Source organism: Scandinavium sp. NPDC088450, assembly GCF_044900545.1.
Taxonomy (GTDB): Bacteria; Pseudomonadota; Gammaproteobacteria; order Enterobacterales; family Enterobacteriaceae; genus Scandinavium.
In genome coordinates, this window is record NZ_JBJDNI010000006.1 from 135933 (window position 1) to 161675 (window position 25743).

Sequence of the window (25743 nt, forward strand, 5' to 3'; positions counted from 1 at the left end):
CTGTAACAAGAACCCGTTATCCTGGCGAAAAACGACGGAAAAGAGAAGGGAATGCGCGGACAGAAGGGGATTCTGTCCGCTAAAAAGCAGGAACTGTTAAATCTTGAGGGTATTCTTCACCGCCTGACGAGCACCTTGCTGAACAAGTCGCTGCCAGGCTTGCTGAATTTCGGTCACAAATCGAGTGTTCTGCGGCAGGTCCTGGCCAAAAATCTCGCTCAGCGTGAGCAGGGCGGTGACGCGGTCGTCTTCGCTACTGGAGGCGACAATAGCTTTGATCTTATCCGCAAGCGGATCGCGAACATCAATAGCATGCCCGTTTTCATCGGTGCCGCTGACGTAACGCATCCAGCCCGCTACGCCCAGGGCAAGCAGGGGCCACTGGCTTTCGCGTTCCAGATGGACACGAATGCCCTCTAGCATGCGCTGTGGCAGTTTTTGACTGCCGTCCATCGCAATTTGCCAGGTGCGGTGTTTCAACGCTGGGTTAGTGAAGCGTGTGATGAGGCTGTCGGCATAAGCCTGCAAATCAACGCCCGTAATGCGTAAGGTTGGCGCTTGTTCCTGCATCATTAACTGTAAGGCGGCGTCGCGGAAATCCTCGTCTTGCATGCAGTCGCTGATGTGGTCATAGCCCGCCAGATAGCCAAGATAGGCGAGGAACGAATGGCTGCCGTTCAGCATCCGCAGTTTCATCTGTTCCCAGGGAAGAACATCACTCACCATCTGTGCGCCAGCCAGTTCCCACTCAGGACGGCCTGCGACAAAGTTATCTTCAACGACCCATTGAATGAACGGCTCACTGCTGATCGCGCAGGGATCTTCAACGCCCAGCGTCGCTGTGATTTCAGCTAGCGATTCTTCCGTTGCGGCCGGAACGATCCTGTCGACCATGGTGCCCGGAAAACTGACGTGTTCAGCAATCCACTCGGCGAGTTCAGGCGAACGCTTCTGTGCCATGCCCAGCACGGCATTTTTCACCACATGGCCGTTGTCAGGAATGTTGTCGCAAGACAGAACCGTAAACGGAGCCAACCCGCGTTCGCGGCGGCGATGCAACGCTTCCACCAGAATGCCAGGGGCAGAGTGGGGTTCTGCAGGATTTTCCAGATCGTGGACGATCCGCGGTTGTGTCACATCCAGACGGCCCGTTGCCGGATCGATGCAATACCCTTTTTCAGTGATCGTCAGGGAAACAATCGCCACCTGCGGCTCACAAAATTTTTCGATGATCGCCGCCAGAGAGTCGAGCTTTGCATTGAGGCACTCATGCACCGCGCCAATCACAATGGGCTGATTGCCGTCCGCCCCTTTTTCCAGCACGGTATAAAGATGATCCTGAGCGCGAAGCTGACTCATCAGCACATCGCCGCTGAACAGGCTGATTTCGCATAGTCCCCAGTCGCCACCTTTCGCATTAAGCACCCGGTCGGTCAGTAACGCCTGATGCGCACGATGAAATGCCCCAAACCCGAAATGCACAATTCGCGAACGGAGCTGCTGACGGTCATACTGAGGCAACTGTACGTTGTCAGGGAGCGTCGCGGTGGCAATCGTCTTCATTATATAAACACCTGCTTAACCATTAATTAACAACGAGCAGTGTAAAGTTATATGACAGCAAATTGAATTGGTGTGCCGTATTTATCCGGGGAATGTGAGCTGGATCAATCAATGTCAGGCCGAAAATTGACCCTGCTAAATAAACATGTATGGTAGTCGTCATCGAAGTGACCAATATTGGTATGACAACTTAAGAGGGTGAAACAATGGAACAAACCTGGCGTTGGTATGGACCGAATGATCCGGTTTCTCTTGATGATGTGCGCCAGGCTGGCGCCACCGGTGTTGTGACGGCACTGCACCATATTCCGAACGGTCAGGTCTGGCCGGTCGACGAGATTCAGGCTCGCAAGGCATTACTGGCCGAAAAAGGGCTGACCTGGTCGGTAGTCGAAAGCATTCCGGTACACGAAGACATCAAAACCCAGTCTGGTGAGTGCAAAACCTGGATTGCGAACTATCAGCAGAGCATCCGTAATCTGGCTGCCTGTGGCATTGATACCGTGTGCTACAACTTCATGCCGATTCTGGACTGGACGCGTACTGACCTCGAATACACGCTGCCAGATGGCTCAAAAGCGCTGCGTTTCGACCAGATTGCCTTTGCCGCCTTTGAAATCCATATCCTCAAACGCCCTGGCGCGGAAGCTGATTACAGTGCTGAAGAGCAGAAGCAGGCGCAGGATTACTTCAACAAGATGAGCGCGGCAGAAATCGAAAAGCTGACCCGCAACATCATCGCTGGCCTGCCTGGCGCGGAAGAGGGTTACACCCTCGACCAGTTCCGTCAGCGTCTGGCGGAATATGACCACATCAGCAAAGACACGCTGCGTGAAAACATGGCTGTTTTCCTTCGCGCCATCGTACCGGTCGCTGAAGAAGTGGGCGTGCGCCTGGCTGTGCACCCGGACGATCCACCGCGTCCAATCCTCGGTCTGCCGCGTATTGTTTCAACCATTGAAGATATGCAGTGGCTGAAAGAGACCGTCGACAGCATCAATAACGGTTTCACCATGTGTACCGGCTCGTACGGTGTGCGTGCAGATAACGACCTGGTGAAAATGATTGAGACCTTTGGCGATCGCATTCACTTCACTCACCTGCGTGCCACCTGCCGCGAAGAGAATCCGAAGACGTTCCACGAAGGTTCTCACCTGAACGGTGACGTGAACATGGTTGCGGTGGTCGATGCCATTCTGTCTGAAGAGTCTCGCCGTAAGAAAGCAGGCGATCTGCGTCCGATTCCATTCCGTCCGGACCACGGCCATCAGATGCTGGACGATCTGAAAAAGAAAACTAACCCGGGATATTCGGCGATTGGCCGCCTGAAAGGCATGGCTGAAGTGCGCGGTGTTGAGCTGACGCTCAAGATGACCAAATACCCTGAACTGCTGTAACGGACACTGCCGGATGGCGGCTAATGCCTTATCCGGCCTACAACACGTTTGGCGGTTCAAACCGTAGGCCTGCTAAGCGTAGCGCCAGCAGGCAATAAAAAAGGGCAACTCAAATGAGTTGCCCTTTTTCCGTTTCGGCATCGATCAGTCTGCGCGACCCATATAGCGTTTTTCTTCGATATGGATACGAATTTTCTCGCCAGCGCTGAGATATTCCGGAACCTGAACGACCAGGCCAGTCGTCAGTGTCGCAGGTTTGTTGCGGGCACTTGCTGACGCGCCTTTAATGCCAGGAGCCGTTTCTACAATTTCCAGATCAACGGTCTGTGGCAGTTCGAGCGCCAGTAACTGGCCGTCCCACAGAAGAACCTGCATATCCGGCATACCGCCTTCAGGAATAAAGAGCAGCTCTTCTTCAATCTGATCTTTGGTGAAGGTGTACGGCGTGTAATCTTCTTTATCCATGAAAACGTATTCGTTTCCATCGATGTAAGAAAAGTCCACGAAACGACGGTTGAGGCTCACGGTGTCCACGATGTCATCGCCTTTAAAGCGTTCTTCCACTTTCAGGCCGGTACGCACGTCGGCGAAGCGCATTTTGTACAGGGTCGCTGCACCACGGGCGCTCGGGGACTGGATATCGATGTCTTTCACAATCAGCAATTTGCCGTTGTAATTCAGCACCATACCTTTTTTGATTTCATTCGCTCTTGGCATTGCAATAATCCTGTTTCAAAAGAGTCAAAAATATCGCGTCAAAGTACTCGTGCCGGGGCTTTCAGGCAAGTGGAATTCGCCGGATTTGTGAAAAGGTGATAAGGTGCGGTTCCCGCTAAATGAGAGACTCAATGATGGATTGCCGACCGGACTGTGGCGCCTGCTGTACCGCGCCTTCGATTTCCAGCCCGATCCCGGGAATGCCTGAGGGCAAACCTGCTAACACACCCTGTGTGCAGCTTGATGCTCAACAGCGCTGTAAGATTTTTGGCTCACCGCTGCGTCCAAAAGTGTGCGCCGGGCTGAAGCCTTCCTTCGAGATGTGCTCCACCAGCCGTGAACTGGCGATGACTTACCTTATTCACCTGGAAGCCCTTACCGCACCTTAAACGTCTTTAATTTTTAACAGGCCGACAGCGCTCAGCACGCACATCACCAGCGCAATCCAGAACACCGCATGATAGCTCCAGATTTCTGCCACAACGCCTGCCATTGAACCCGCGATTATCCAACCCACACGCGTCGTGTTGCTGTAAAGCGTGGTGGCGGCTCCGGCCTGGCCAGGCATCAAATCCTGAAAATAGAGCATGCCAATCCCGGCGAGAATACCGATATAGATAGCGTTCAGCAGTTGCATTACCAGCAACAGAGCAGGGGAATGCACGGTGAGCATACCTGCATAAAACAGCACGCCAGCGACCACGGCGATACGCATCAGGAAGCGCTTGCCAAAGCGCTTTGCGTAGTAACCGGCTATCAGCATGGTAGGAATTTCAAGGCCCGCGGCGGTGCCCATCATCACGCCGACCAGTTTCTCCGGCAGATGCAATTCACTGATGATAAACAGCGGCATATTGATGATGTACAGGCTGTTGGTGCCCCACATCAGGGTGCAAATACCGAACAGCAACAGCGCATCGCGGCGGTTGGTGCGCGGCGCTTCAATATGCGTACCGGCTGCTGGGCGTGCTTTCAGCATGCTCGGCAGGAACATCCAGACGATGATTGCACAAACAATATAAGCCGCTGCTGCGGACAGATACATCGCGGTAAAACCAAACCCCATTGCCAGCGCATAGGCGATCGGCGGGCCAATCACCCAGGCCAGAGAAACCTGAGCACGCAGGATGGAGCTGAACATGACGGCTTCGCGGCCCGTTTTATCCGCATGCTCACGCGCCAGCGCGAACATTTGTGGGTTTGATGTCGAGCCGAAGCTGCTCAGAAAGACGCCGATAAACAGCAGAATGAAATAGTTCCGGTTCCAGGCGAACAGCACGCAGGCCAGCATGCCCAGCAAGCAGCAAAAGACGATGAGCTTTTTTCTGTCGCCCTGCCTGTCGGAACGCCCCGCCAAAAACTGGCTGACCAGAATGCCGATCACCGCACTGCCGGTAAAGAAGAACCCCACCATCGCCGGGCGGACGTGAACCTCTTCGGTCAGAAATAAGCTCAGCGTGGGCGTCTGCAATGCGCCGGCAATTCCTGTGAGGAAAGCGACGAGCAGAAAAGCGGAGGACGTCAGGTCAAATCCCCTACGAGGGGCGGCAGCGGTCGTGTTCAGCATGTTGGGTTATCAGAGGATCAGCAAGACGCAGGAGTTTACGCTGACTGTCAGAAAATAAACAGGGAGCGCGTCAAGTTAGACACGAAAAATCAAAATGGCATTTCACTCCTGAAATACTTGGCGCTGAAGGTGGCTGAACGAAGCGCTGAAACGCGTTTTGAGCTTCAGCAAATGTGGCGAGAATGATAATAAAATGTGCAGTAGCTCTAAATTCTTACATCAGAAAGCCAACTTTGCTTGCAGATTAATCAAGGCTGACACAGACTTCTTGAAACGTTTCAGCGTCGTTCTGAAGTCAGTACGCCTCAGGGTGGCGCATTTTTTCTCACCATGGCTGAAACGATTCAATTCAGCGAGAGAGGAGACCCATGTTCCAGTTATCAGCTCAGGATATTCATCCTGGCCAACAGGCCGGGAATAAAGAAGAGGCCATTCGCCAGATAGCGTCAGCGCTGGTGAACGCCGGCAATGTCGCCGGAGGTTACGTCGACGGAATGCTGGCTCGCGAGCAGCAAACCTCCACGTTTCTTGGCAATGGCATTGCCATTCCCCATGGCACCACCGACACCCGCGACCAGGTGCTGAAAACCGGCGTTCAGGTTTATCAGTTCCCACAGGGTGTGAGCTGGGGCGAAGGCCAGACGGCTTACGTCGCTATTGGTATCGCCGCCAGTTCTGATGAACACCTCGGTTTGCTGCGTCAGCTGACTCATGTACTGAGCGACGACAGCGTGGCCGAACAGCTGAAAAGCGCGACCACAGCGGAAGAGCTGCGTGCACTGCTGATGGGAGAAAAACAGAGCGAAGCGCTGAAACTCGATAACGAGACGCTGTCGCTGGATGTCGCGGCGACGGATCTGGTGACGTTGCAGGCACTGAACGCAGCGCGCCTGAAAGAAGCCGGTGCGGCTGATGCGGTCTTTGTGGCTCACGTCATTAATGACAAGCCGCTGAACCTGGGCCAGGGCATCTGGCTGAACGACAGTGCTGAAGGCAACCTGAAAAGTGCGGTTGCTGTCAGCCGTGCCGCGGCACCGTTTGCCGTTGACGGGCAATCAGCTGCATTGCTGGTGACCGTTGCCATGGCCGATGAACAGCCGACTTCGGTCCTTAATCGCCTGAGTGCGTTGCTGCTGGAGAACAAAGCTGAACGTTTGCTGAATGCGGACGCGGCGACGCTGCTTGCGTTGCTGACCAGTGATGAAGCGCCAGCGGAAGATGTACTGAGCGCCGAGTTTGTGGTGCGTAACGAACACGGTCTGCATGCACGTCCGGGCACCATGTTGGTCAACACTATTAAGCAATTCAACAGTGACATTACCGTTACCAACCTCGACGGCAGCGGTAAACCTGCCAATGGGCGTAGCCTGATGAAAGTCGTCGCGCTGGGTGTGAAGAAAGGCCATCGTCTGCGTTTCACCGCTCAGGGTGAAGATGCGCAGGTGGCACTGAATGCCATCGGTGAAGCCATCGCCGCCGGTCTTGGGGAGGGCGCATAATGAGCAGACGTGTTGCTACTATTACCTTAAACCCGGCCTACGATCTCGTCGGTTTCACACCAGAAGTTGAACGGGGTGAAGTGAACCTGGTTCGCACCACCGGCCTGCACGCCGCGGGCAAAGGCATTAACGTCGCCAAAGTGCTCAAAGATTTGGGCATTGATGTCACCGTGGGCGGCTTCCTGGGAAAAGACAACCAGGACGGTTTTCAGCAGCTCTTCAGCGAGCTTGGCATCGCCAACCGTTTCCAGGTCGTCCAGGGCCGTACGCGTATTAACGTCAAGCTGACGGAAAAAGACGGCGAAGTAACCGATTTTAACTTCTCCGGTTTTGAAGTGACGGCAAATGACTGGGAACGTTTCGTCAACGATTCCCTCACCTGGTTAGGGCAGTTCGACATGGTCTGCGTGAGCGGCAGTTTGCCCGCAGGCGTGAGCCCGGAAGCGTTCACCGACTGGATGACTCGCCTGCGCAGCCAGTGCCCTTGCATCATTTTCGACAGCAGTCGTGAAGCGCTGGTGGCTGGACTGAAAGCGGCGCCATGGCTGGTGAAGCCAAACCGTCGCGAGCTGGAAATCTGGGCAGGCCGTAAGTTGCCAGAGATGAAAGACGTGATTGAAGCCGCGCACGCTTTGCGTGAGCAAGGCATCGCCCACGTGGTGATTTCACTGGGTGCTGAAGGCGCACTGTGGGTCAACGCTTCCGGTGAATGGATTGCCAAGCCGCCGTCAGTGGAAGTCGTCAGCACAGTGGGTGCCGGGGATTCCATGGTCGGCGGTCTGATTTACGGCCTGTTGATGCGTGAATCCAGTGAACACACTTTACGTCTGGCGACCGCGGTGGCTGCACTGGCCGTCAGTCAAAGTAACGTAGGTATTACCGATCGTACCCAGTTGGCCGCGATGATGGCGCGCGTTGACTTACAACCCTTCAATTAACAGCAGGAGAGGCATAATGAAAACGCTGCTGATTATCGACTCCGGACTCGGACAGGCGCGCGCCTATATGGCGAAAACCCTGCTGGGGGCGGCGGCCCAAAAGGCCCATTTAGAGATTATCGACAACCCGAACGATGCTGAACTGGCTATCGTGTTGGGCTCTGCGCTGCCTGCTGACAGCGCGCTGAACGGCAAACAGGTTTACCTCGGCGACGTCAATCGCGCTGTGGCACATCCGGAACTGTTCCTGAGCGAGGCTAAATCCCACGCCGAACCTTATGCGACCCCAGCGGCGCTGGTTCCAGTTGCCAAAAGCGGGGCTAAACGCATTGTGGCCGTTACCGCGTGCCCAACAGGTGTGGCGCATACCTTTATGGCGGCTGAAGCCATCGAAACCGAAGCGAAAAAACGCGGCTGGTGGGTAAAAGTAGAAACGCGTGGCTCTGTTGGTGCAGGCAACGCCATTACGCCGGAAGAAGTGGCTGAAGCCGATCTGGTTATCGTTGCCGCAGATATCGAGGTGGACCTGGCGAAATTCGCGGGCAAACCGATGTATCGCACTTCCACGGGGCTGGCGCTGAAGAAAACCGCTCAGGAACTGGATAAGGCCGTTGTTGAAGCTCAGCCTTATCAGCCTTCTGGCAACGTCCAGTCTGCGAGCAAAGATAGCGGTAAGAAAGGCGGGGCGTACAGCCACCTGCTGACCGGTGTTTCTTATATGCTGCCGATGGTCGTCGCGGGCGGTCTGTGTATCGCACTGTCTTTCGCGTTCGGGATTACGGCCTTTAAAGAAGAGGGCACGCTGGCGGCGGCGCTGATGCAAATCGGTGGCGGTTCCGCATTCGCTCTGATGGTGCCAGTGCTGGCAGGGTATATCGCCTTCTCTATCGCAGACCGTCCAGGCCTGACGCCGGGTCTTATCGGCGGTATGCTCGCAGTGAGCACTGGCTCTGGCTTTATCGGCGGGATCATCGCTGGTTTCCTCGCGGGTTATGTCGCGAAAATGATCAGCACCAAAGTGAAGCTGCCGCCAAGTATGGAAGCGCTGAAACCGATTCTGATCATTCCGCTGCTTTCCAGCCTGATTGTGGGCCTGGCGATGATCTACCTGATCGGTAAACCTGTTGCGGGTATTCTGGCGGGTCTGACTCACTGGCTGCAAACCATGGGCACGGCGAACGCGGTTCTGTTGGGGGCAATCCTTGGCGGGATGATGTGTACTGATATGGGCGGGCCGGTGAACAAGGCGGCGTATGCCTTCGGCGTCGGTCTGCTGAGTACACAAACCTATGCGCCGATGGCGGCGATTATGGCGGCCGGAATGGTGCCACCGCTGGCGCTGGGTCTGGCAACGATTGTTGCACGCAATAAGTTTGATAAAGCGCAGCGTGAAGGCGGTAAAGCGGCGTTGGTGCTGGGGCTGTGCTTCATCACCGAAGGGGCGATTCCTTTCGCTGCCCGTGACCCAATGCGTGTTCTGCCTTGCTGTATCGTTGGTGGAGCAGTGACTGGGGCTATCTCCATGGCGATCGGCGCGAAACTGATGGCACCACACGGTGGTCTGTTCGTTCTGCTGATCCCAGGCGCTATCACGCCGGTGCTGGGTTACCTGATGGCGATTATCGCCGGTACGCTGGTAGCGGGTCTCTCTTATGCGGTGCTGAAACGCCCTGAAGCAGAAGTTGTGGCGAAAGCGGCTTAATTCAGACGCGTTAAAAAAGGGCCGACTATTCGGCCCTTGAGACTGATGACAGACCTCTAACGAATGCAGTTTGTCATTAGTGACCGAACAACAAATAAGGAAAATCAATTTATTGATTTTCGGCTGATAACCACAAAGAAGGAAAAACCACGCTTTTTCCTTCTTTGTCAGCAATAAGAAGGGCCGACTATTCGGCCCTTTTTCTTTTTATGCAGCGGCAACTTCTGTTTGCTGCGCCTTCAGCCAGGCAATTTCTTCCGCCCAGATATCCGGATTGATGGTTTCCAGAATCAATGGGATGCCGTCGAAGCGGTTGTCTTGCATTATCCAGCGGAAAGCATCATGTCCGATGTTGCCTTCGCCCAGACTGTGGTGGCGGTCGACACGGCTGCCAAAGGTACTTTTGGCATCGTTCAGGTGCATACCGCGCAGATAGTCAAAGCCCACGATACGTTCGAAATCGGCAAAGGTTTTTTCACACGCTTCGGCGGTGCGTAAGTCGTAACCCGCCGCAAAAGCGTGGCAGGTATCGATGCAGACACCGACGCGAGATTTGTCTTCCACGCCGTCGATAATGGCCGCCAGATGTTCAAATTCGAAGCCCAGATTACTTCCCTGACCCGCCGTGTTTTCGATAACGGCAACCACGCCTTCTGTCTGCGAAAGTGCGATGTTGATCGACTCCGCAATACGCGCCAGGCATTCATCAACAGGGATTTGCATCAGGTGGCTACCCGGGTGGAAGTTCAGCAGAGACAGCCCAAGCTGTTCGCAACGCTGCATCTCATCCAGAAACGCCTCGCGGGATTTTTCCAGCGCGTCGGCGACAGGGTGGCCCAGGTTAATGAGGTAGCTATCGTGGGGCAGAATTTGCGCCGAACTGAAGTGGTATTTTTCACAAGCCGCTTTGAAGTCGTCAATCACGTCGCTGGTGAGCGGGGCGGCGCGCCACTGGCGCTGGTTCTTGGTGAACAGGGCAAACGCGGTGGCACCGATTTCCGCTGCCCGGATAGCAGCATTTGCCACGCCGCCGGAAGCGCTGACGTGGGCTCCGATGTATTTCATAAAAAACTCCTGTTAACCCCGCCGAGGGGAAATCATCACAAAGGCTAATCATAGCGAGGATAACAGGAGAGTGGTACTGCCCTTATGCCATCAGGGCATGAACCGCTACGTTAATGATGCCGCCGCCCACTATCAGCCACACGAATAATACCAACGCCATCAGCAGAGGTTTTGCACCTGCTTTTTTCAGCGCGCTGACGTGGGTGGTCAAGCCCAGGGCGGCCATTGCCATTGCCAACAGAACGGTATCCAGTGTGACCAGCATATCGACGACTGCTTTTGGTAACAGGTGGAACGAGTTGAAAATGGCGACCACGATGAACAGGATGGCAAACCACGGAATCGTGATTTTGCTTTTCTCACCGTTTCCGGCTGGAGCCAGTTGCTTAACGCGAGCCGCCAGAATCAACAGGAACGGAGCCAGCATCATCACGCGCAGCATTTTGGCGATAACCGCGGCATTCTCAGCATCCGGGCTAACGGCATGTCCCGCAGCCACAACCTGCGCCACTTCATGCATGGTAGAACCCATATAAATGCCGTACGTCTCAGGGCTGAACCAGTGCGCCAACAGCGGGTACATGGCCGGATAGAGGAAAATCGCAATTGTGCCGAAAATCACCACTGTGGCTACGGCAACCGTCACTTTACTGGATTCCGCTTTCACTACGGGCTCAGTGGCTAATACTGCTGCGGCCCCGCAGATACTGCTGCCCGCGCCAATCAGCCAACTGGTGTGCTTATCCAGACCAAACACTTTTTGCCCCAGCAAGGTCGCCAGCATAAAGGTGCTGGTGAGCGTCAGCACATCAATAGCGATGCCGCTGATCCCTACGTCCGCAATTTGCGAAAACGTCAGACGAAAGCCATAAAGAATGATACCCAGGCGCAGCAAATGCTGTTTGGCAAACAACACGCCGCCGTCGCAGCGCTGCCAGATTTTGGGGTAAACCGTGTTGCCGATAACCATCCCCAGCAGGATTGCCAGCGTCAGGGCGCTAAAGCCCGCACCAGAAATCGCCGGAAAACTGCCTGCCCATAACGCGACGCCGGTGATCAACGCGCTCAGCGCCAGCCCGGGAATGAAGTGCCACAGCGAGTGGCGATGCGTATTGAGAGTGAGTGCTGTCATAACCTTCTCCTTTATCTGGGCTAAAGGTTACGCCGGGCTGGTTTAAAGATAAAATTGATTATATATTTATAATCAATCGTAATAACTGGTATATCCGTCATACTTCGAGCCGCAGGGCTTTGGTCTGTCGCTCGATTTATCCAGGGCATCAATGAGGAATCCCATGCACATCACCCTACGCCAACTGGAAGTGTTCGCCGAAGTCCTGAAGAGTGGCTCGACCACCCAGGCCTCACAGATGCTGGCGCTTTCGCAGTCGGCGGTCAGTGCGGCGCTCACCGATCTTGAAGGGCAGTTGGGCGTTCAGCTGTTTGACCGCTTCGGTAAACGGCTGGTGGTTAACGAGCATGGGCGGCTGCTTTACCCGCGTGCGTTGGCGACGCTGGAGCAGGCCACGGAAATCGAGCAGTTGTTCCGTGAAGACAACGGCGCGATCCGTGTGTTTGCCAGCAGCACTATTGGCAATTACATCCTGCCGGAAGTGATCGCTCGCTACCGCCGGGATTTCCCTGCTTTGCCACTCGAACTGAGCGTCGGCAATAGCCAGGATGTGATTAACGCCGTCAGCGATTTCCGGGTCGATATCGGGCTGATTGAAGGCCCGTGTCATTCGGCGGACATCATCGCCGAGCCGTGGCTGGAAGATGAGCTGGTGGTGTTTGCCGCACCGGGTTCCTCTTTATTAGAAGGGGAGGTGACGCTGGCACGTCTCGCCGCCGCCCAATGGATCTTGCGTGAAAAAGGTTCCGGTACCCGCGAACTGGTCGATTATCTGCTGCTTTCCCATCTCCCCGAATTTCGTCTCGGTATGGAATTAGGCAATTCTGAAGCCATTAAACATGCCGTCCGCCATGGGCTTGGCATTAGCTGTCTCTCACGCAGAGTGATTGCCGAGCAGCTCGACAGCGGCACGCTGGTTGAAGTGCAGGTCCCGCTCCCACGCCTGACGCGCATGCTCTGGCGGATCCACCATCGACAAAAACACCTCTCCAATGCCCTCAAGCGCTTCCTGCGTTACTGCGAGATCTAACGGCCTGGCAAAGCGGCAACATAAGGGCTTTACTTATAATCCGCGAGCCATCATGAAGCTCTCTTATAACTGCGCATTTCCACCGGATGGAACGGTGATCGTCTGCTAGAATTGCGCCTCATTTTTTGGATGGACAGCATTTTTATATGGTTTCCGAAACTAAAACCACAGAAGCGCCCGCGCTGCGTCGCGAACTCAAGGCGCGTCACCTGACGATGATCGCCATTGGCGGATCAATCGGTACAGGGTTATTTGTTGCCTCTGGGGCAACCATTTCACAGGCGGGCCCTGGCGGCGCTCTGCTTTCTTATATGCTTATCGGTCTGATGGTTTACTTCCTGATGACAAGCCTCGGTGAACTGGCGGCTTATATGCCGGTATCCGGTTCGTTTGCGACCTACGGTCAGAACTATGTCGAAGAAGGCTTTGGTTTCGCACTCGGCTGGAACTACTGGTACAACTGGGCTGTGACCATCGCGGTTGACCTCGTTGCTGCACAGTTGGTCATGAACTACTGGTTCCCGGACACCCCAGGCTGGATCTGGAGCGCACTGTTCCTCGGCATCATGTTCCTGCTGAACTGGATCTCCGTTAAAGGCTTTGGTGAAGCTGAATACTGGTTCTCGCTGATCAAAGTGACCACCGTCATTATCTTTATCATTGTCGGCGTGTTGATGATTTTCGGCATCTTTAAAGGCGCGCAGCCAGTGGGCTGGAGCAACTGGACAACCGGCGATGCACCGTTTGCCGGGGGCTTTGCGGCGATGATTGGCGTGGCGATGATTGTCGGCTTCTCCTTCCAGGGCACTGAGCTTATCGGTATCGCTGCGGGTGAATCCGAAGACCCGGAGAAGAACATTCCTCGCGCGGTGCGTCAGGTATTCTGGCGTATCCTGCTGTTCTATGTGTTCGCTATCCTGATTATCAGCCTGATCATTCCTTACACCGATCCAAGTCTGCTGCGTAATGACGTGAAAGATATCTCCGTCAGCCCGTTCACGCTGGTCTTCCAGCACGCCGGTCTGCTGTCTGCGGCGGCGGTGATGAACGCCGTTATCCTGACTGCGGTTCTGTCTGCGGGTAACTCCGGGATGTATGCGTCCACACGTATGCTGTACACCCTGGCTTGTGACGGCAAAGCGCCACGTATTTTCTCCAAACTGTCGAAAGGCGGCGTGCCACGCAACGCGCTGTATGCCACCACGGTTATCGCCGGGCTGTGCTTCCTGACCTCCATGTTTGGCAACCAGACCGTTTACCTGTGGCTGCTTAACACGTCCGGTATGACGGGCTTTATCGCCTGGCTGGGCATTGCCATCAGTCATTATCGTTTCCGTCGTGGTTACGTGATGCAAGGGCACGACATTAACGATTTGCCATACCGCTCTGGTTTCTTCCCGTTAGGGCCAATCTTCGCCTTTGTGCTGTGCCTGATTATCACGCTCGGCCAGAACTACGAAGCCTTCCTGAAAGACACCATTGACTGGGGCGGCGTAGCGGCAACCTACATTGGTATTCCGCTGTTCCTCGCCATCTGGTTTGGCTACAAAATTGCGAAGGGCACCCATTTCGTGCGTTACAGCGAAATGCACTTCCCGGAACGCTTCAAGAAGTAATCATCAGAAGCTTTCTGCCCAAACCCTCCCATCGTGGAGGGTTTTTTCTTTGTGTTATCCGTTGTTTCTGCTGACACACATGGTCACAATTAAATTGATAATTGTTATCATTCTCTTTATCATCTTCGCACTTTCAGGATGAAGCCACTCCCCCGCATCTTGTCCGAGGACGCCTCCGGACCAGGGTGACCAGCCACATCTCTTTTGACTCAGACACGTTGACGCGCGTCGCATCAGGCGGGCGAGAGACGGTGAGCTTTTTTTGTTGTGTTTACCTCATGGAGAATGGAAATGTTCAGGTTGAATCCCATCGTTCGGGGCGGGTTGTGCGCGTCCGTATTCACACTGGCGACGCCAGTTCTTGCCGCTAATGACGGCGAAACGCTGGTGGTTACCGCCGCGGCCACGGAGCAAAGCGTGAAGGACGCGCCTGCCAGTATCAGCGTGATTACCCAGCAGGATCTGCAGCGTCGCCCGGTACAGAATCTGAAAGATGTTCTCCAGGATGTGCCTGGCGTGCAACTCACCAACGAAGGTGATAACCGCAAAGGCGTGAGTCTGCGCGGTCTGGACAGCAGCTACACCCTGATTCTGGTGGATGGCAAACGCGTCAATTCCCGTAACGCCGTTTTCCGTCATAACGACTTTGACCTGAACTGGATCCCGGTGGATGCCATCGAGCGAATCGAAGTGGTGCGCGGCCCGATGTCCTCGCTTTACGGCTCTGATGCGCTCGGCGGCGTGGTGAATATCATCACCAAAAAGATTGGCCAGAAATGGCATGGTTCCGTTACGGCGGACACCACCCTTCAGGAACACCGTGACCGTGGCGATACCTATAACGGCCAGTTCTTCACCAGCGGCCCACTGGTTGACGGCGTGCTGGGCATGAAAGCTTATGGCAATTTGTCTAAGCGCGAAAAAGACGAACAGCAGAAATCCTCCACTACCGCCAGCGGCGAATCTCCTCGTATCGAGGGGTTCACCAGCCGCGATGCAAACGTCGAATTAGCCTAGACGCCAAACGACAATCACGACTTCACCGCAGGATACGGGTTCGACAGGCAGGACAGGGATTCCGACTCGCTCGACAAAAACCGTCTTGAGCGCCAAAACTACTCCTTGAGCCACAATGGACGCTGGGATGTCGGCAACAGCGAACTGAAGTTCTACGGCGAAAAAGTGGATAACAAAAACCCGGAGCAGGCCGGGGTGATCACGTCTGAGAGCAACTCCATCGACGGCAAATATGTTCTGCCGTTGAGCCCCATCAATCAGTTGCTGACGCTCGGCGGTGAATGGCGTCACGACAAGCTTGAAGATCCGGTGAATTTAAAAGGCAGCGGTAACACCTCAGCCAGCCAGTACGCGCTGTTTATTGAAGACGAATGGCGGATTTTTGAGCCGCTGGCGCTGACCACCGGCGTGCGTATGGACGACCACGAAACGTACGGCGATCACTGGAGCCCGCGCGCCTATCTGGTCTATAACGCGACCGATACCGTCACGGTCAAAGGTGGCTGGGCAAACGCGTTTAAAGCCCCGTCTTTATTGCAGCTTAGCCCGGACTGGACAACAGGTTCCTGTCGTGGCGCTTGTGAAATCGTCGGTAGCCCGGACCTGAAACCGGAAACCAGCGAAAGCTACGAACTGGGGCTCTATTACGCGGGTGAAGAAGGCTGGCTGGAAGGCGTGCAGGGCAGTATCACGACCTTCCAGAACAACGTGGACGATCGTATCAGCATCAGCCGTACCGCCAACGTTAATCAGGCAAAAGACTACCCGAACTATGTGGGGCTTAATGCCGATGGTGAGCCGATTTTCCGCTATTACAACGTCAATAAAGCACGCATTCGCGGGGTAGAAACTGAGCTGAAAGTGCCGCTGGCGGAAGACTGGAAAGTGACGCTGAATTACACCTACAACGACGGGCGTGACCTGAGCAACGGCGGCAATAAACCGCTGTCCGAACTGCCGTTCCATACCGCGAATGGTGTCGTGGACTGGCAGGCGACGCAAGACTGGTCGTTCTATGTGCAGGCCAATTATTCTGGTGAGAAACGCGCCATTGCCACCGGTGGAGCAACGCCTGGCGGCTACGTTATCTGGAATGCGGGAGGTGGCTGGCAGGCGACGAAAAACGTCAAACTGCGCGCCGGGGTGATGAACCTGACGGATAAAGACCTTAGCCGCGACGACTACAGCTACAACGAAGACGGACGCCGTTACTTTATGGCGCTGGATTACCGTTTCTGACAGAGCCTATGTTTTACTCCCCTCGCCCCGTGGGAGAGGGGCTGGGGGAGAGGGCATCAGACCGCACGAAAGCATTACTTCATCAAATGCTGCGCATGGAAGCGCAGATGATCTTCGATAAAGGACGCAATAAACCAATAGCTGTGATCAAACCCGGACTGAATACGCAGCGTCAGCGGCCAGTTTTTCTGTCGGGCGGCTTCGGCCAGCACGGCGGGTTGTAACTGATCCGCCAGAAACTGATCGCTATCCCCCTGATCAATCAGCGTAGGGATCGCATTATCCACATCGCTGTTCAGCATCAGGGCGCAGCTGTCCCACGCTTGCCAGGCTTTTTGATCTTCACCCAGATAAGCCGTAAACGCTTTTTGCCCCCATGGAACGCGGCTTGGGTTCACAATCGGCGCAAATGCAGACACGCTCACATAGCGACCTGGATTTTTCAGCGCCAGCACTAATGCCCCGTGTCCACCCATTGAATGGCCTGAAATCGCACAGCGATCAGCCACGCTGAACTGTTGCTGAATCAGCTTCGGCAGTTCGTCGGCGAGGTAATCATACATGCGGTAATGTGCGGCCCACGGCGCTTGTGTCGCGTTCAGGTAGAAACCTGCGCCTTTGCCCAAATCATAGGCTTCATCATCAGCCACATTCTCACCACGCGGGCTGGTATCTGGCATCACCAGCACAATACCGAGTTCGGCGGCAACGCGCTGTGCTCCGGCTTTGGTCGCAAAGTTTTCGTCAGTGCAGGTTAAACCTGACAGCCAGTACAGCGCTGGCGGCGGGGTGTTCTCCCGTGGCGGTGGCAGAAAGATGCTGAACGTCATGGCGCAGTTCAGCGTGCTGGAGTCGTGCCGCCAGCGCTGCTGCCAGCCTTCAAAACAACGGTGCTCTTCGAGCAGTTCCATGCATGGCTCCCTGATAAATGATTGAAAATGACCTGTTTCATCATACAGATCATCGACGGCGATGAGTAACTTTCACTTCCGCATTGTGTTTACATGTTGCATCATAAACACAACTTTACATTAACACTTGAGGCGAACATGGCGCTACGCACCGCGCTGAGTGGTTTTGTCATGCTGGTGGTGGCAATGGGGATAGGGCGCTTTGCCTTTACACCTCAGGTGCCGCTGATGATGGCTGAAGACCAGCTGACGCTGACCACCGCCGGGCTGGTGGCGGCCATGAATTACCTGGGCTATCTGGTAGGAGCCTGGGACGCCATGCGTGCCAGCCGTCGGGTGGAAGGGCGTTTGTTCGCAGGCATTGCCGGAGCCGTCATAGTCACGCTGCTTTCTGCCTGGGCCGATAACGCCTGGTTCCACGGCTTGTTGCGATTTGTGATTGGCTGCATGAGCGGTTGGGCGATGGTGCTGACTGCCGCCTGGACTAACGAAAAACTGGCCCACGCCGGGCGTCCTGGCCTGAGTGCCGCTGTTTTTGCCGGGCCGGGTGCGGGGATTGCGATAAGCGGTTTACTGGCTGTTTACATTCATTCAGGCAATCTTAGTGCGGCGGCTGGCTGGTTGCTCTACGGTCTGCTGGCGCTGGTGTTAATCGCCTTTATTTCCCATTGGTTGCCGCGCCCTGGTGAGTTACATCGCCCCGGCGTGAAACCTGAGTCATTGGTCTTAACGCCAGATTTGCGCCGTTTAGTCTGGAGCTACAGCCTGGCCGGGTTTGGCTATATTCTGCCTGCGACCTTTCTGTCACAGATGGCGGCAGCCCGATTTCCGGGCAGCGTATTTGCTCAGTTCTTATGGCCCGTGTTTGGTGCTTCGGCGGTGATCGGCATTGGATTAAGCATTCTGCTGCGCGACGTGGGGCACAGCCATCAACGGCTCGCTGTCGTTTTATGGCTTCAGGCGCTTGGCGTGTTAGCCGCATGGCTGCTGCCGGGCATGAGTGGTCTGGTGATTGGCGCGTTGCTGGTGGGCGGCGGTTTTCTTTGTGCCGTCCAGCTTTCGCTGCTGTATGGGCGCGAACTGGCCCCGCAGCATACTCGTTACATGGCAGGCTTATTGACCACAGGATACGCCATCGGTCAGCTTGTCGGGCCGATGACTTCCGCGCTTTCAACCTGGCTAACGCAACGTTTGGAACCGGCGCTGGGCGTAGCGGCTATCGCGCTATTCATTGGCGGCGCGCTGGTCTGGCGTTCTCAGCATGAAAGGTTAAGCCAATTTCAATAATTATCGCCGTGAATACTGGATTCTGTGCGCGGCCTCACGCACAATGAGTGCTCACTTTGCCCTCAGAGAGCGAAGGTCGCCACACCTGCAGGAGATACCCTAAATGCCATCATTGAGTAAAGAAGCCGCCCTGGTTCATGAAGCGCTGTTGGCGCGTGGTCTGGAAACACCGCTGCGTCCTCCCGTTGATATGGACAAAGAAACTCGTAAGCACCTGATTGCTGGTCATATGACCGAAATTATGCAGCTCCTGAATCTTGACCTCAGCGATGACAGCCTGACTGAAACGCCACATCGCATCGCAAAAATGTATGTGGATGAAATTTTCTCCGGCCTGGATTACGCCAACTTCCCGAAAATCACCGTCATTGAAAACAAAATGAAGGTAGATGAGATGGTGACCGTGCGTGATATCTCGATGACCAGCACCTGCGAGCACCATTTCGTGACTATCGATGGTAAAGCGACCGTCGCGTATATCCCGAAAGACACCGTTATCGGCTTGTCGAAAATCAACCGTATTGTGCAGTTCTTCGCTCAGCGCCCACAGGTGCAAGAGCGTTTGACTCAGCAAATCCTCGTGGCGCTGCAAACGCTGCTGGACACCAACAATGTGGCTGTTTCCATTGATGCGGTGCATTACTGCGTCAAAGCGCGCGGCATTCGTGATGCAACCAGTGCGACCACGACCACCTCGCTCGGTGGTCTGTTCAAATCAAGCCAGAACACCCGCCAGGAGTTTCTGCGCGCGGTTCGTCATCACAACTAATTAGCAAAAGCAGGGACTTCATGGAACGAAACGTCACGCTGGATTTTGTTCGCGGCGTTGCCATTCTGGGGATCCTGCTTCTCAATATCTCCGCCTTTGGTTTGCCGAAGGCGGCCTATCTTAACCCGGCCTGGTATGGCGCGATCACTGAACGCGATGCCTGGACATGGGCAATCCTCGACCTGTTCGCTCAGGTAAAATTTCTGACGCTCTTTGCCCTGTTATTTGGTGCTGGTTTGCAGCTGTTACTGCCGCGCGGCAAGCGCTGGATCCAGTCCCGGTTGTCTCTTCTGGCGCTGCTCGGTTTTTGCCATGGCTTGTTATTCTGGGATGGCGACATCCTGCTGGCGTACTCGCTCGTCGGGCTGGTGTGCTGGCGAATGGTGCGTGAAGCGCACAGTGCAAAATCGATGTTTAACACCGGCGTTGTACTGTATCTGATTGGCATTGCAGTGCTGGTTTTCCTCGGATTTATTTCTGGTGATGCGCCAAACCGTTCGTGGGTGCCAGATGCCGCGAATCTGCAATACGAGCAATACTGGAAGCTGAAGGGCGGGTTTGAAGCCATCAGCAACAGGGCGGACATGCTGTCAGATAGTCTGTTGGCATTAGGCGCGCAATACGGCTGGCAGCTGGCGGGCATGATGTTAATGGGCGCCGCGTTGATGCGCAGCGGCTGGCTGAAAGGCCAGTTCAGCTTGTTACATTACCGCCGCACCGGTGCGCTATTGATTGCGCTTGGCCTGCTGATAAACGTGCCTGCGATAGTGGCTCAATGGCATCTGGACTGGTCTTATCGCTGGTGTGCGTTCCTGTTACAGGCTCCAAGAGAGCTGGGCGCACCGTTGCAGACCATCGGTTATGCTGCGCTGGCCTATGGCTTCTGGCCACAGATTTGCGCATCTCGTGTGGTGGGAGCCGTAGCGTGTGTGGGCCGCATGGCGCTTTCCAATTATCTGCTGCAAACCCTCATCTGCACCACGCTGTTCTATCATCTTGATCTGTTTATGAAATTTGATCGCTTCCAGCTGTTAGCTTTCGTCCCGGCTATTTGGCTGGTGAATATATTGTTCTCTGTTTTCTGGCTGAGTCATTTCCGCCAGGGGCCGATGGAATGGCTGTGGCGGCAGTTAACCGCAAGGGCTGCAGGGGTATCCATTTCTAAAACATCCAGATAACGATCTGGATCACAATCATTAACAAAACGGATGTAACCGTTTCCATCCTTGTGAGCTTCTTCACGTAGTCCTTCCCGACTCACTGCCAGAATAGCCTCCTTGCTCAACACAGGGGGTGACTGTGAGTTGCTGCCATTTTCAACAGGACGGTGGTTATGATCACCATTCGTGATGTGGCCCGCCATGCGGGTGTTTCCGTCGCGACCATTTCCCGCGTGCTTAATAACAGCCCGCTTGTCAGTCCTGAAACTCGTGAACTGGTGATGAAAGCCGTTTCGGAGTTGGGTTATCGGCCCAACGCCAACGCCCAGGCACTGGCCACTCAGGTCAGTGACACCATCGGCGTGGTGGTGATGGATGTGTCGGATGCCTTTTTCGGTGCACTGGTCAAAGCGGTCGATACCGTTGCTCAGCAGTTTCAAAAAAACGTACTGATTGGCAACAGTTACCACGAGGCAGAGAAAGAGCGAAACGCGATTGAGGTGCTGATTCGCCAGCGCTGCAATGCGCTTATCGTGCATTCCAAAGCATTAAGCGATGCCGAGCTTGGGGAGTTTCTCGATCAGATCCCCGGGATGGTGTTAATCAATCGCATTGTGCCGGGCTATGAATACCGCTGTGTCGGGCTGGATAACGTCAGCGGCGCGATGATGGCGACGCGCATGCTGCTCAATCAAGGGCATACGCGTGTCGGCTATCTTGGCTCCAGTCACGGAATCGAAGACAACCAGATGCGTCATGAAGGATGGCTGCGTGCATTGAGCGAGCAGGGCATTGCTGCGCCCGAAGTATGGGTGGGCACAGGCTCGCCAGATTTGCAGGGTGGCGAAGCGGCGATGGTGGAGCTGCTCGGGCGAAATCAGGGGCTTACGGCGGTGTTTGCCTACAACGACAACATGGCGGCCGGGGCGCTGACGGCGCTGAAAGACAACGGCATTGCGGTGCCGCAGCATCTCTCATTGATTGGTTTTGATGATATCCCGATTGCGCGTTACACCGATCCGCAGCTCACGACGGTGCGTTATCCCATCGTTTCAATGGCGAAACTGGCCACCGAGCTGGCGTTGATGGGGGCGGCCGGGAAGCTTGATAGCAGCGCAACTCACTGTTTTATGCCGACGCTGGTGCGCCGTCATTCGGTGGCGCTGAAGCAATCTGTGGGGTCGATCACTAACTTATAATGTGCCGTGATGTAACCGCTTTCAATTTGTGAGTAAATTCACAGTATCTTAACATTCGCCTGACTATGATGTCAGCGTTTGTAAGGCTGAAACGCTATGTAACGGTGATTAATCAGTTTTTATATAGCAATAAAGCGCTAAGCAATCAATTTTACGCTCGTCTGGATTGTTACCGAACACGGAAGATGGTTTTTGTAGAATTTTAACTTCGGCGGTCAGTAACTTTTCTTTAACGTTTTGCCCGCCACGATAAGCTACCCTGCATAAAAATAACCGGAGATACCATGAATAAGAAGGTGTTAACCCTGTCCGCTGTAATGGCAAGCATGTTGTTTGGCGCGGCTGCTCATGCAGCAGATACCCGTATCGGCGTAACTATCTATAAATACGACGATAACTTCATGTCTGTGGTGCGTAAAGCGATCGAGAAAGACGGCAAAGCCTCACCAGACGTTCAGCTGCTGATGAATGACTCGCAGAACGACCAGTCCAAACAGAACGACCAGATCGACGTGCTGCTGGCGAAGGGCGTAAAAGCTCTGGCTATCAACCTCGTTGACCCGGCTGCGGCAGGCACCGTTATCGAAAAAGCACGTGGTCAGAACGTGCCGGTGGTGTTCTTCAACAAAGAGCCATCCCGCAAAGCGCTGGACAGCTACGACAAAGCCTTCTACGTCGGTACTGACTCCAAAGAGTCCGGTATCATCCAGGGCGACCTGATTGCAAAACACTGGAAAGCGAACCCAAATTGGGATCTGAACAAAGACGGCCAGATTCAGTTCGTGCTGCTGAAAGGCGAGCCAGGCCATCCAGATGCTGAAGCTCGTACCACCTACGTTATCAAAGAGCTGAACGACAAAGGCTTCAAAACTCAGCAGCTGCAGCTGGATACCGCGATGTGGGATACCGCTCAGGCTAAAGACAAAATGGACGCGTGGCTCTCTGGCCCGAACGCTAACAAAATCGAAGTGGTTATCGCCAACAACGATGCGATGGCAATGGGTGCAGTAGAAGCGCTGAAAGCCCACAACAAAACCAGCATTCCTGTGTTTGGTGTGGATGCGCTGCCAGAAGCTCTGGCACTGGTGAAATCTGGCGCAATGGCGGGCACCGTGCTGAATGATGCGAACAACCAGGCCAAAGCAACGTTTGATCTGGCGAAAAACCTGGCTGACGGCAAAGAAGCCGCTGCGGGCACCAACTGGAAAATCGAGAACAAAATCGTTCGCGTTCCTTACGTAGGTGTTGATCAGGACAACCTGTCTCAGTTCATCGGTAAGTAATTTTTTAATACGACGTCATTGAAATATCTCCCGTGCTGGACGGTCAGCACGGGAAAACATTCGCGCAGCCAGGGTTAACTATGGTCAGCAATAAAATAGAATCGTCAGGCGAATTCTTGTTGGAAATGAGCAGTATCAACAAGTCATTTCCCGGCGTTAAAGCGCTCGATAATGTTAATTTGAAAGTTCGTCCTCACTCTATTCATGCCTTAATGGGGGAGAACGGAGCGGGCAAATCGACATTATTAAAATGTTTGTTTGGGATCTACCAAAAAGATTCCGGTAGCATTATTTTTCAGGGAAAAGAGATCGACTTCCATTCTGCTAAAGAAGCCCTTGAGAATGGTATTTCTATGGTGCACCAGGAACTTAACCTGGTTCTCCAGCGTTCGGTCATGGATAACATGTGGCTGGGGCGTTACCCGACCAAAGGCATGTTTGTCGACCAGGACAAAATGTATAACGACACCAAGGCGATATTCGATGAGTTAGATATCGATATCGACCCGCGTGCGCGTGTAGGCACATTATCTGTATCACAAATGCAGATGATCGAAATTGCCAAAGCATTTTCCTATGACGCCAAAATTGTGATTATGGATGAGCCCACTTCTTCCTTAACGGAAAAAGAAGTGACCCATCTGTTTAAAATTATTCGTAAGCTGAAAGAACGCGGCTGCGGTATTGTTTATATTTCCCACAAAATGGAAGAAATCTTCCAGCTGTGTGATGAAATCACCATCCTGCGTGACGGTCAGTGGATTGCTACTCAGCCGCTGGAAGGCCTGGACATGGACAAGATCATCGCCATGATGGTCGGCCGTTCATTGACCCAGCGCTTCCCGGAAAAACACAACACGCCGGGTGAAACCATTCTTGAAGTGCGCAACCTGACGTCTCTGCGCCAGCCGTCCATCCGCGATGTCTCCTTTGACCTGCGTAAAGGCGAGATCCTCGGCATTGCCGGGCTGGTCGGGGCTAAGCGTACAGACATCGTGGAAACGCTCTTCGGCATCCGTGAAAAATCCAGCGGCACCATTATGCTGCACGGTAAAAAAATTAATAACCACAGTGCTAACGAAGCGATTAACCATGGTTTTGCCCTGGTCACGGAAGAGCGTCGTTCCACCGGGATTTACGCTTATCTGGATATCGGCTTTAACTCGCTTATCTCCAATATTAAGAAATACAAAGGTAAAACCGGGCTGCTGGATAATTCCCGCATGAAGAGTGATACCCAATGGGTTATTGACTCAATGCGTGTAAAAACGCCAGGCCATCGTACTCAGATTGGATCACTGTCGGGTGGTAACCAGCAAAAGGTGATTATCGGCCGCTGGTTGTTAACCCAACCTGAAATATTAATGCTGGATGAACCGACGCGTGGGATTGACGTAGGTGCCAAGTTTGAAATTTATCAGTTGATAGCAGAACTGGCGAAAAGAGAGAAAGGGATCATCATCATCTCCTCCGAGATGCCTGAACTGCTGGGTATTACTGACCGTATTCTGGTTATGAGTAATGGTCAGGTTGCTGGCATTGTTGATACTAAAACTACCACGCAGAACGAAATTTTACGTCTTGCGTCTTTGCACCTTTAAGATCAGGGGCTCCTCATGAGTGCGTTAAATAAGAAAAGTTTTCTCACTTATCTGAAAGAAGGCGGAATTTACGTCGTTCTTTTAGTGTTACTGGCCATTATTATTTTCCAGGACCCCACGTTCTTAAGTCTGCTGAACTTGAGTAACATCCTGACTCAGTCTTCCGTTCGTATCATTATCGCACTGGGTGTGGCAGGGCTTATCGTGACGCAAGGGACAGACCTGTCCGCCGGACGTCAGGTTGGTCTGGCGGCGGTTATCGCCGCAACGCTGCTGCAATCCGTGGATAACGCCAACAAAGTGTTCCCGGACCTTGCAACTATGCCTATCCCACTGGTCCTGTTGATCGTCTGTGCTATCGGCGCGGTCATTGGCCTGGTCAACGGCATCATCATCGCTTACCTGAATGTGACGCCGTTTATCACCACCTTGGGTACGATGATCATCGTTTACGGTATCAACTCCCTGTATTACGACTTCGTGGGCGCTTCTCCGGTTTCCGGCTTTGATTCCCACTTCTCGACGTTCACGCAAGGGTTTATCGCGCTGGGCAGTTTCCGCTTGTCCTACATCACCTTCTACGCGTTGATTGCGACGGTCTTTGTCTGGATCCTGTGGAACAAAACGCGCTTCGGTAAAAACATCTTCGCTATCGGCGGTAACCCGGAAGCGGCGCGTGTTTCAGGCGTAAACGTCGCCCTGAACCTGCTGATGATTTATGCGCTGTCTGGTGTGTTCTATGCCTTCGGTGGGATGCTGGAAGCGGGGCGTATCGGCTCGGCGACTAACAACCTCGGCTTTATGTACGAACTGGATGCGATTGCGGCCTGCGTGGTGGGTGGCGTGTCGTTCAGCGGCGGTGTCGGGACCGTTATCGGCGTAGTGACCGGTGTTATCATCTTCACCGTTATCAACTACGGCCTGACCTACATCGGCGTGAACCCGTACTGGCAATATATTATCAAGGGCGCAATCATCATCTTCGCTGTCGCACTTGATTCCCTGAAGTATGCCCGTAAGAAGTAATCTACCGCGTAGCAGCGACAAAACC

20 protein-coding genes and 1 pseudogene are annotated in these 25743 nt (G+C 54.1%); 15 read left to right on the forward strand and 6 right to left on the reverse strand.

Features of this window, described 5'->3' with window-relative positions:
- Positions 1–96: 96 nt before the first annotated feature.
- Positions 97–1563: a mannitol dehydrogenase family protein gene (locus ACI2I2_RS07745; RefSeq protein WP_404657391.1), complete on the reverse strand. Its 1467-nt coding sequence runs from the start codon at positions 1561–1563 to the stop codon at positions 97–99.
- A gap of 206 nt (positions 1564–1769) precedes the next feature.
- On the opposite strand from ACI2I2_RS07745, the gene uxuA reads away from it, so the two are divergent.
- On the forward strand, positions 1770–2960 hold the full coding sequence (uxuA, locus tag ACI2I2_RS07750; protein WP_404657392.1) for a mannonate dehydratase: 1191 nt from the start codon (positions 1770–1772) through the stop codon (positions 2958–2960).
- Between the two features lie 144 nt (positions 2961–3104).
- On the opposite strand, the gene yeiP is transcribed toward uxuA, so the two are convergent.
- Positions 3105–3677, reverse strand: a complete 573-nt coding sequence (gene yeiP / locus ACI2I2_RS07755; protein WP_330982487.1) for an elongation factor P-like protein YeiP — start codon at positions 3675–3677, stop codon at positions 3105–3107.
- A gap of 134 nt (positions 3678–3811) precedes the next feature.
- Here yeiP and ACI2I2_RS07760 point away from each other — a divergent pair, with 134 nt between their 5' ends.
- Positions 3812–4066, forward strand: coding sequence for a YkgJ family cysteine cluster protein (locus ACI2I2_RS07760; RefSeq protein WP_404657454.1), 255 nt, complete (start codon positions 3812–3814; stop codon positions 4064–4066).
- Here ACI2I2_RS07760 and setB read toward each other — a convergent pair.
- Positions 4063–5244 carry a sugar efflux transporter SetB gene (gene setB, locus ACI2I2_RS07765; protein ID WP_404657393.1) on the reverse strand — a complete coding sequence of 394 codons (1182 nt, stop codon included), beginning with the start codon at positions 5242–5244 and terminating at the stop codon, positions 4063–4065. The genes ACI2I2_RS07760 and setB overlap by 4 nt on opposite strands.
- A 368-nt stretch (positions 5245–5612) precedes the next feature.
- On the opposite strand from setB, the gene fruB reads away from it, so the two are divergent.
- Genes fruB through fruA form a run of 3 tightly spaced genes read left to right on the forward strand, consistent with a single transcriptional unit; the run spans position 5613 to position 9383 of the window.
- On the forward strand, positions 5613–6743 hold the full coding sequence (gene fruB, locus ACI2I2_RS07770; protein ID WP_404657394.1) for a fused PTS fructose transporter subunit IIA/HPr protein: 1131 nt from the start codon (positions 5613–5615) through the stop codon (positions 6741–6743).
- Positions 6743–7681 carry a 1-phosphofructokinase gene (fruK, locus tag ACI2I2_RS07775; RefSeq protein ID WP_404657395.1) on the forward strand — a complete coding sequence of 313 codons (939 nt, stop codon included), beginning with the start codon at positions 6743–6745 and terminating at the stop codon, positions 7679–7681. Before fruB ends, fruK begins: the two co-directional genes overlap by 1 nt.
- Positions 7682–7697: 16 nt before the next feature.
- A complete protein-coding gene (gene fruA, locus ACI2I2_RS07780) occupies positions 7698–9383 on the forward strand; it encodes a PTS fructose transporter subunit IIBC (RefSeq protein ID WP_404657396.1) in 1686 nt (561 codons plus the stop codon).
- Between the two features lie 207 nt (positions 9384–9590).
- On the opposite strand, the gene nfo is transcribed toward fruA, so the two are convergent.
- Both nfo and ACI2I2_RS07790 read right to left on the reverse strand, forming a co-directional pair.
- Entirely contained in the window at positions 9591–10448 is an 858-nt protein-coding gene (gene nfo, locus ACI2I2_RS07785) for a deoxyribonuclease IV (protein WP_404657397.1), read from the reverse strand.
- Positions 10449–10530: 82 nt separating this feature from the next.
- Positions 10531–11580, reverse strand: coding sequence for a YeiH family protein (locus ACI2I2_RS07790; protein WP_404657398.1), 1050 nt, complete (start codon positions 11578–11580; stop codon positions 10531–10533).
- 163 nt (positions 11581–11743) lie between these two features.
- On the opposite strand from ACI2I2_RS07790, the gene yieE reads away from it, so the two are divergent.
- From yieE to cirA, 3 genes and pseudogenes are all read left to right on the forward strand, one after another.
- Complete coding sequence (gene yieE, locus ACI2I2_RS07795) at positions 11744–12610, forward strand: DNA-binding transcriptional regulator YeiE (protein ID WP_404657399.1); 867 nt, start codon at positions 11744–11746, stop codon at positions 12608–12610.
- Positions 12611–12756: 146 nt separating this feature from the next.
- The gene (gene lysP / locus ACI2I2_RS07800; protein WP_404657400.1) at positions 12757–14226 is read left to right on the forward strand and encodes a lysine-specific permease; all 1470 of its coding nucleotides are present in this window, start codon (positions 12757–12759) and stop codon (positions 14224–14226) included.
- Between the two features lie 291 nt (positions 14227–14517).
- Positions 14518–16482, forward strand: a pseudogene (gene cirA, locus ACI2I2_RS07805) (catecholate siderophore receptor CirA).
- A gap of 74 nt (positions 16483–16556) precedes the next feature.
- Here the strand turns inward: cirA and fghA are convergent.
- Positions 16557–17393, reverse strand: a complete 837-nt coding sequence (gene fghA / locus ACI2I2_RS07810; RefSeq protein WP_404657401.1) for an S-formylglutathione hydrolase — start codon at positions 17391–17393, stop codon at positions 16557–16559.
- Between the two features lie 138 nt (positions 17394–17531).
- On the opposite strand from fghA, the gene ACI2I2_RS07815 reads away from it, so the two are divergent.
- From ACI2I2_RS07815 to mglC, 7 genes are all read left to right on the forward strand, one after another.
- Positions 17532–18680 (forward strand): YbfB/YjiJ family MFS transporter, encoded by a 1149-nt coding sequence (locus ACI2I2_RS07815; protein ID WP_404657402.1) that lies wholly within the window; start codon positions 17532–17534, stop codon positions 18678–18680.
- 103 nt (positions 18681–18783) lie between these two features.
- Positions 18784–19449, forward strand: a complete 666-nt coding sequence (gene folE, locus ACI2I2_RS07820; RefSeq protein ID WP_330982459.1) for a GTP cyclohydrolase I FolE — start codon at positions 18784–18786, stop codon at positions 19447–19449.
- A gap of 20 nt (positions 19450–19469) precedes the next feature.
- Positions 19470–20627 (forward strand): DUF418 domain-containing protein YeiB, encoded by a 1158-nt coding sequence (gene yeiB / locus ACI2I2_RS07825; protein ID WP_404657403.1) that lies wholly within the window; start codon positions 19470–19472, stop codon positions 20625–20627.
- A 155-nt stretch (positions 20628–20782) separates the two neighbouring features.
- On the forward strand, positions 20783–21808 hold the full coding sequence (gene galS, locus ACI2I2_RS07830; protein ID WP_404657404.1) for an HTH-type transcriptional regulator GalS: 1026 nt from the start codon (positions 20783–20785) through the stop codon (positions 21806–21808).
- Positions 21809–22092: 284 nt separating this feature from the next.
- Entirely contained in the window at positions 22093–23091 is a 999-nt protein-coding gene (gene mglB, locus ACI2I2_RS07835; RefSeq protein ID WP_404657405.1) for a galactose/glucose ABC transporter substrate-binding protein MglB, read from the forward strand.
- A gap of 80 nt (positions 23092–23171) precedes the next feature.
- On the forward strand, positions 23172–24692 hold the full coding sequence (mglA, locus tag ACI2I2_RS07840; RefSeq protein ID WP_404657406.1) for a galactose/methyl galactoside ABC transporter ATP-binding protein MglA: 1521 nt from the start codon (positions 23172–23174) through the stop codon (positions 24690–24692).
- A 15-nt stretch (positions 24693–24707) separates the two neighbouring features.
- Positions 24708–25718, forward strand: coding sequence for a galactose/methyl galactoside ABC transporter permease MglC (gene mglC / locus ACI2I2_RS07845; protein WP_404657407.1), 1011 nt, complete (start codon positions 24708–24710; stop codon positions 25716–25718).
- The last annotated feature ends 25 nt before the right edge of the window (positions 25719–25743 follow it).

What these genes read in the sequence shown, in the direction of transcription:
- ACI2I2_RS07745 (WP_404657391.1), bottom strand. Translation starts at nt 1,563, where the DNA reads ATGAAGACGATTGCCACCGCGACGCTCCCTGACAACGTACAGTTGCCT.
- uxuA (WP_404657392.1), top strand. Translation starts at nt 1,770, where the DNA reads ATGGAACAAACCTGGCGTTGGTATGGACCGAATGATCCGGTTTCTCTT.
- yeiP (WP_330982487.1), bottom strand. Translation starts at nt 3,677, where the DNA reads ATGCCAAGAGCGAATGAAATCAAAAAAGGTATGGTGCTGAATTACAAC.
- ACI2I2_RS07760 (WP_404657454.1), top strand. Translation starts at nt 3,812, where the DNA reads ATGGATTGCCGACCGGACTGTGGCGCCTGCTGTACCGCGCCTTCGATT.
- setB (WP_404657393.1), bottom strand. Translation starts at nt 5,244, where the DNA reads ATGCTGAACACGACCGCTGCCGCCCCTCGTAGGGGATTTGACCTGACG.
- fruB (WP_404657394.1), top strand. Translation starts at nt 5,613, where the DNA reads ATGTTCCAGTTATCAGCTCAGGATATTCATCCTGGCCAACAGGCCGGG.
- fruK (WP_404657395.1), top strand. Translation starts at nt 6,743, where the DNA reads ATGAGCAGACGTGTTGCTACTATTACCTTAAACCCGGCCTACGATCTC.
- fruA (WP_404657396.1), top strand. Translation starts at nt 7,698, where the DNA reads ATGAAAACGCTGCTGATTATCGACTCCGGACTCGGACAGGCGCGCGCC.
- nfo (WP_404657397.1), bottom strand. Translation starts at nt 10,448, where the DNA reads ATGAAATACATCGGAGCCCACGTCAGCGCTTCCGGCGGCGTGGCAAAT.
- ACI2I2_RS07790 (WP_404657398.1), bottom strand. Translation starts at nt 11,580, where the DNA reads ATGACAGCACTCACTCTCAATACGCATCGCCACTCGCTGTGGCACTTC.
- yieE (WP_404657399.1), top strand. Translation starts at nt 11,744, where the DNA reads ATGCACATCACCCTACGCCAACTGGAAGTGTTCGCCGAAGTCCTGAAG.
- lysP (WP_404657400.1), top strand. Translation starts at nt 12,757, where the DNA reads ATGGTTTCCGAAACTAAAACCACAGAAGCGCCCGCGCTGCGTCGCGAA.
- fghA (WP_404657401.1), bottom strand. Translation starts at nt 17,393, where the DNA reads ATGGAACTGCTCGAAGAGCACCGTTGTTTTGAAGGCTGGCAGCAGCGC.
- ACI2I2_RS07815 (WP_404657402.1), top strand. Translation starts at nt 17,532, where the DNA reads ATGGCGCTACGCACCGCGCTGAGTGGTTTTGTCATGCTGGTGGTGGCA.
- folE (WP_330982459.1), top strand. Translation starts at nt 18,784, where the DNA reads ATGCCATCATTGAGTAAAGAAGCCGCCCTGGTTCATGAAGCGCTGTTG.
- yeiB (WP_404657403.1), top strand. Translation starts at nt 19,470, where the DNA reads ATGGAACGAAACGTCACGCTGGATTTTGTTCGCGGCGTTGCCATTCTG.
- galS (WP_404657404.1), top strand. Translation starts at nt 20,783, where the DNA reads ATGATCACCATTCGTGATGTGGCCCGCCATGCGGGTGTTTCCGTCGCG.
- mglB (WP_404657405.1), top strand. Translation starts at nt 22,093, where the DNA reads ATGAATAAGAAGGTGTTAACCCTGTCCGCTGTAATGGCAAGCATGTTG.
- mglA (WP_404657406.1), top strand. Translation starts at nt 23,172, where the DNA reads ATGGTCAGCAATAAAATAGAATCGTCAGGCGAATTCTTGTTGGAAATG.
- mglC (WP_404657407.1), top strand. Translation starts at nt 24,708, where the DNA reads ATGAGTGCGTTAAATAAGAAAAGTTTTCTCACTTATCTGAAAGAAGGC.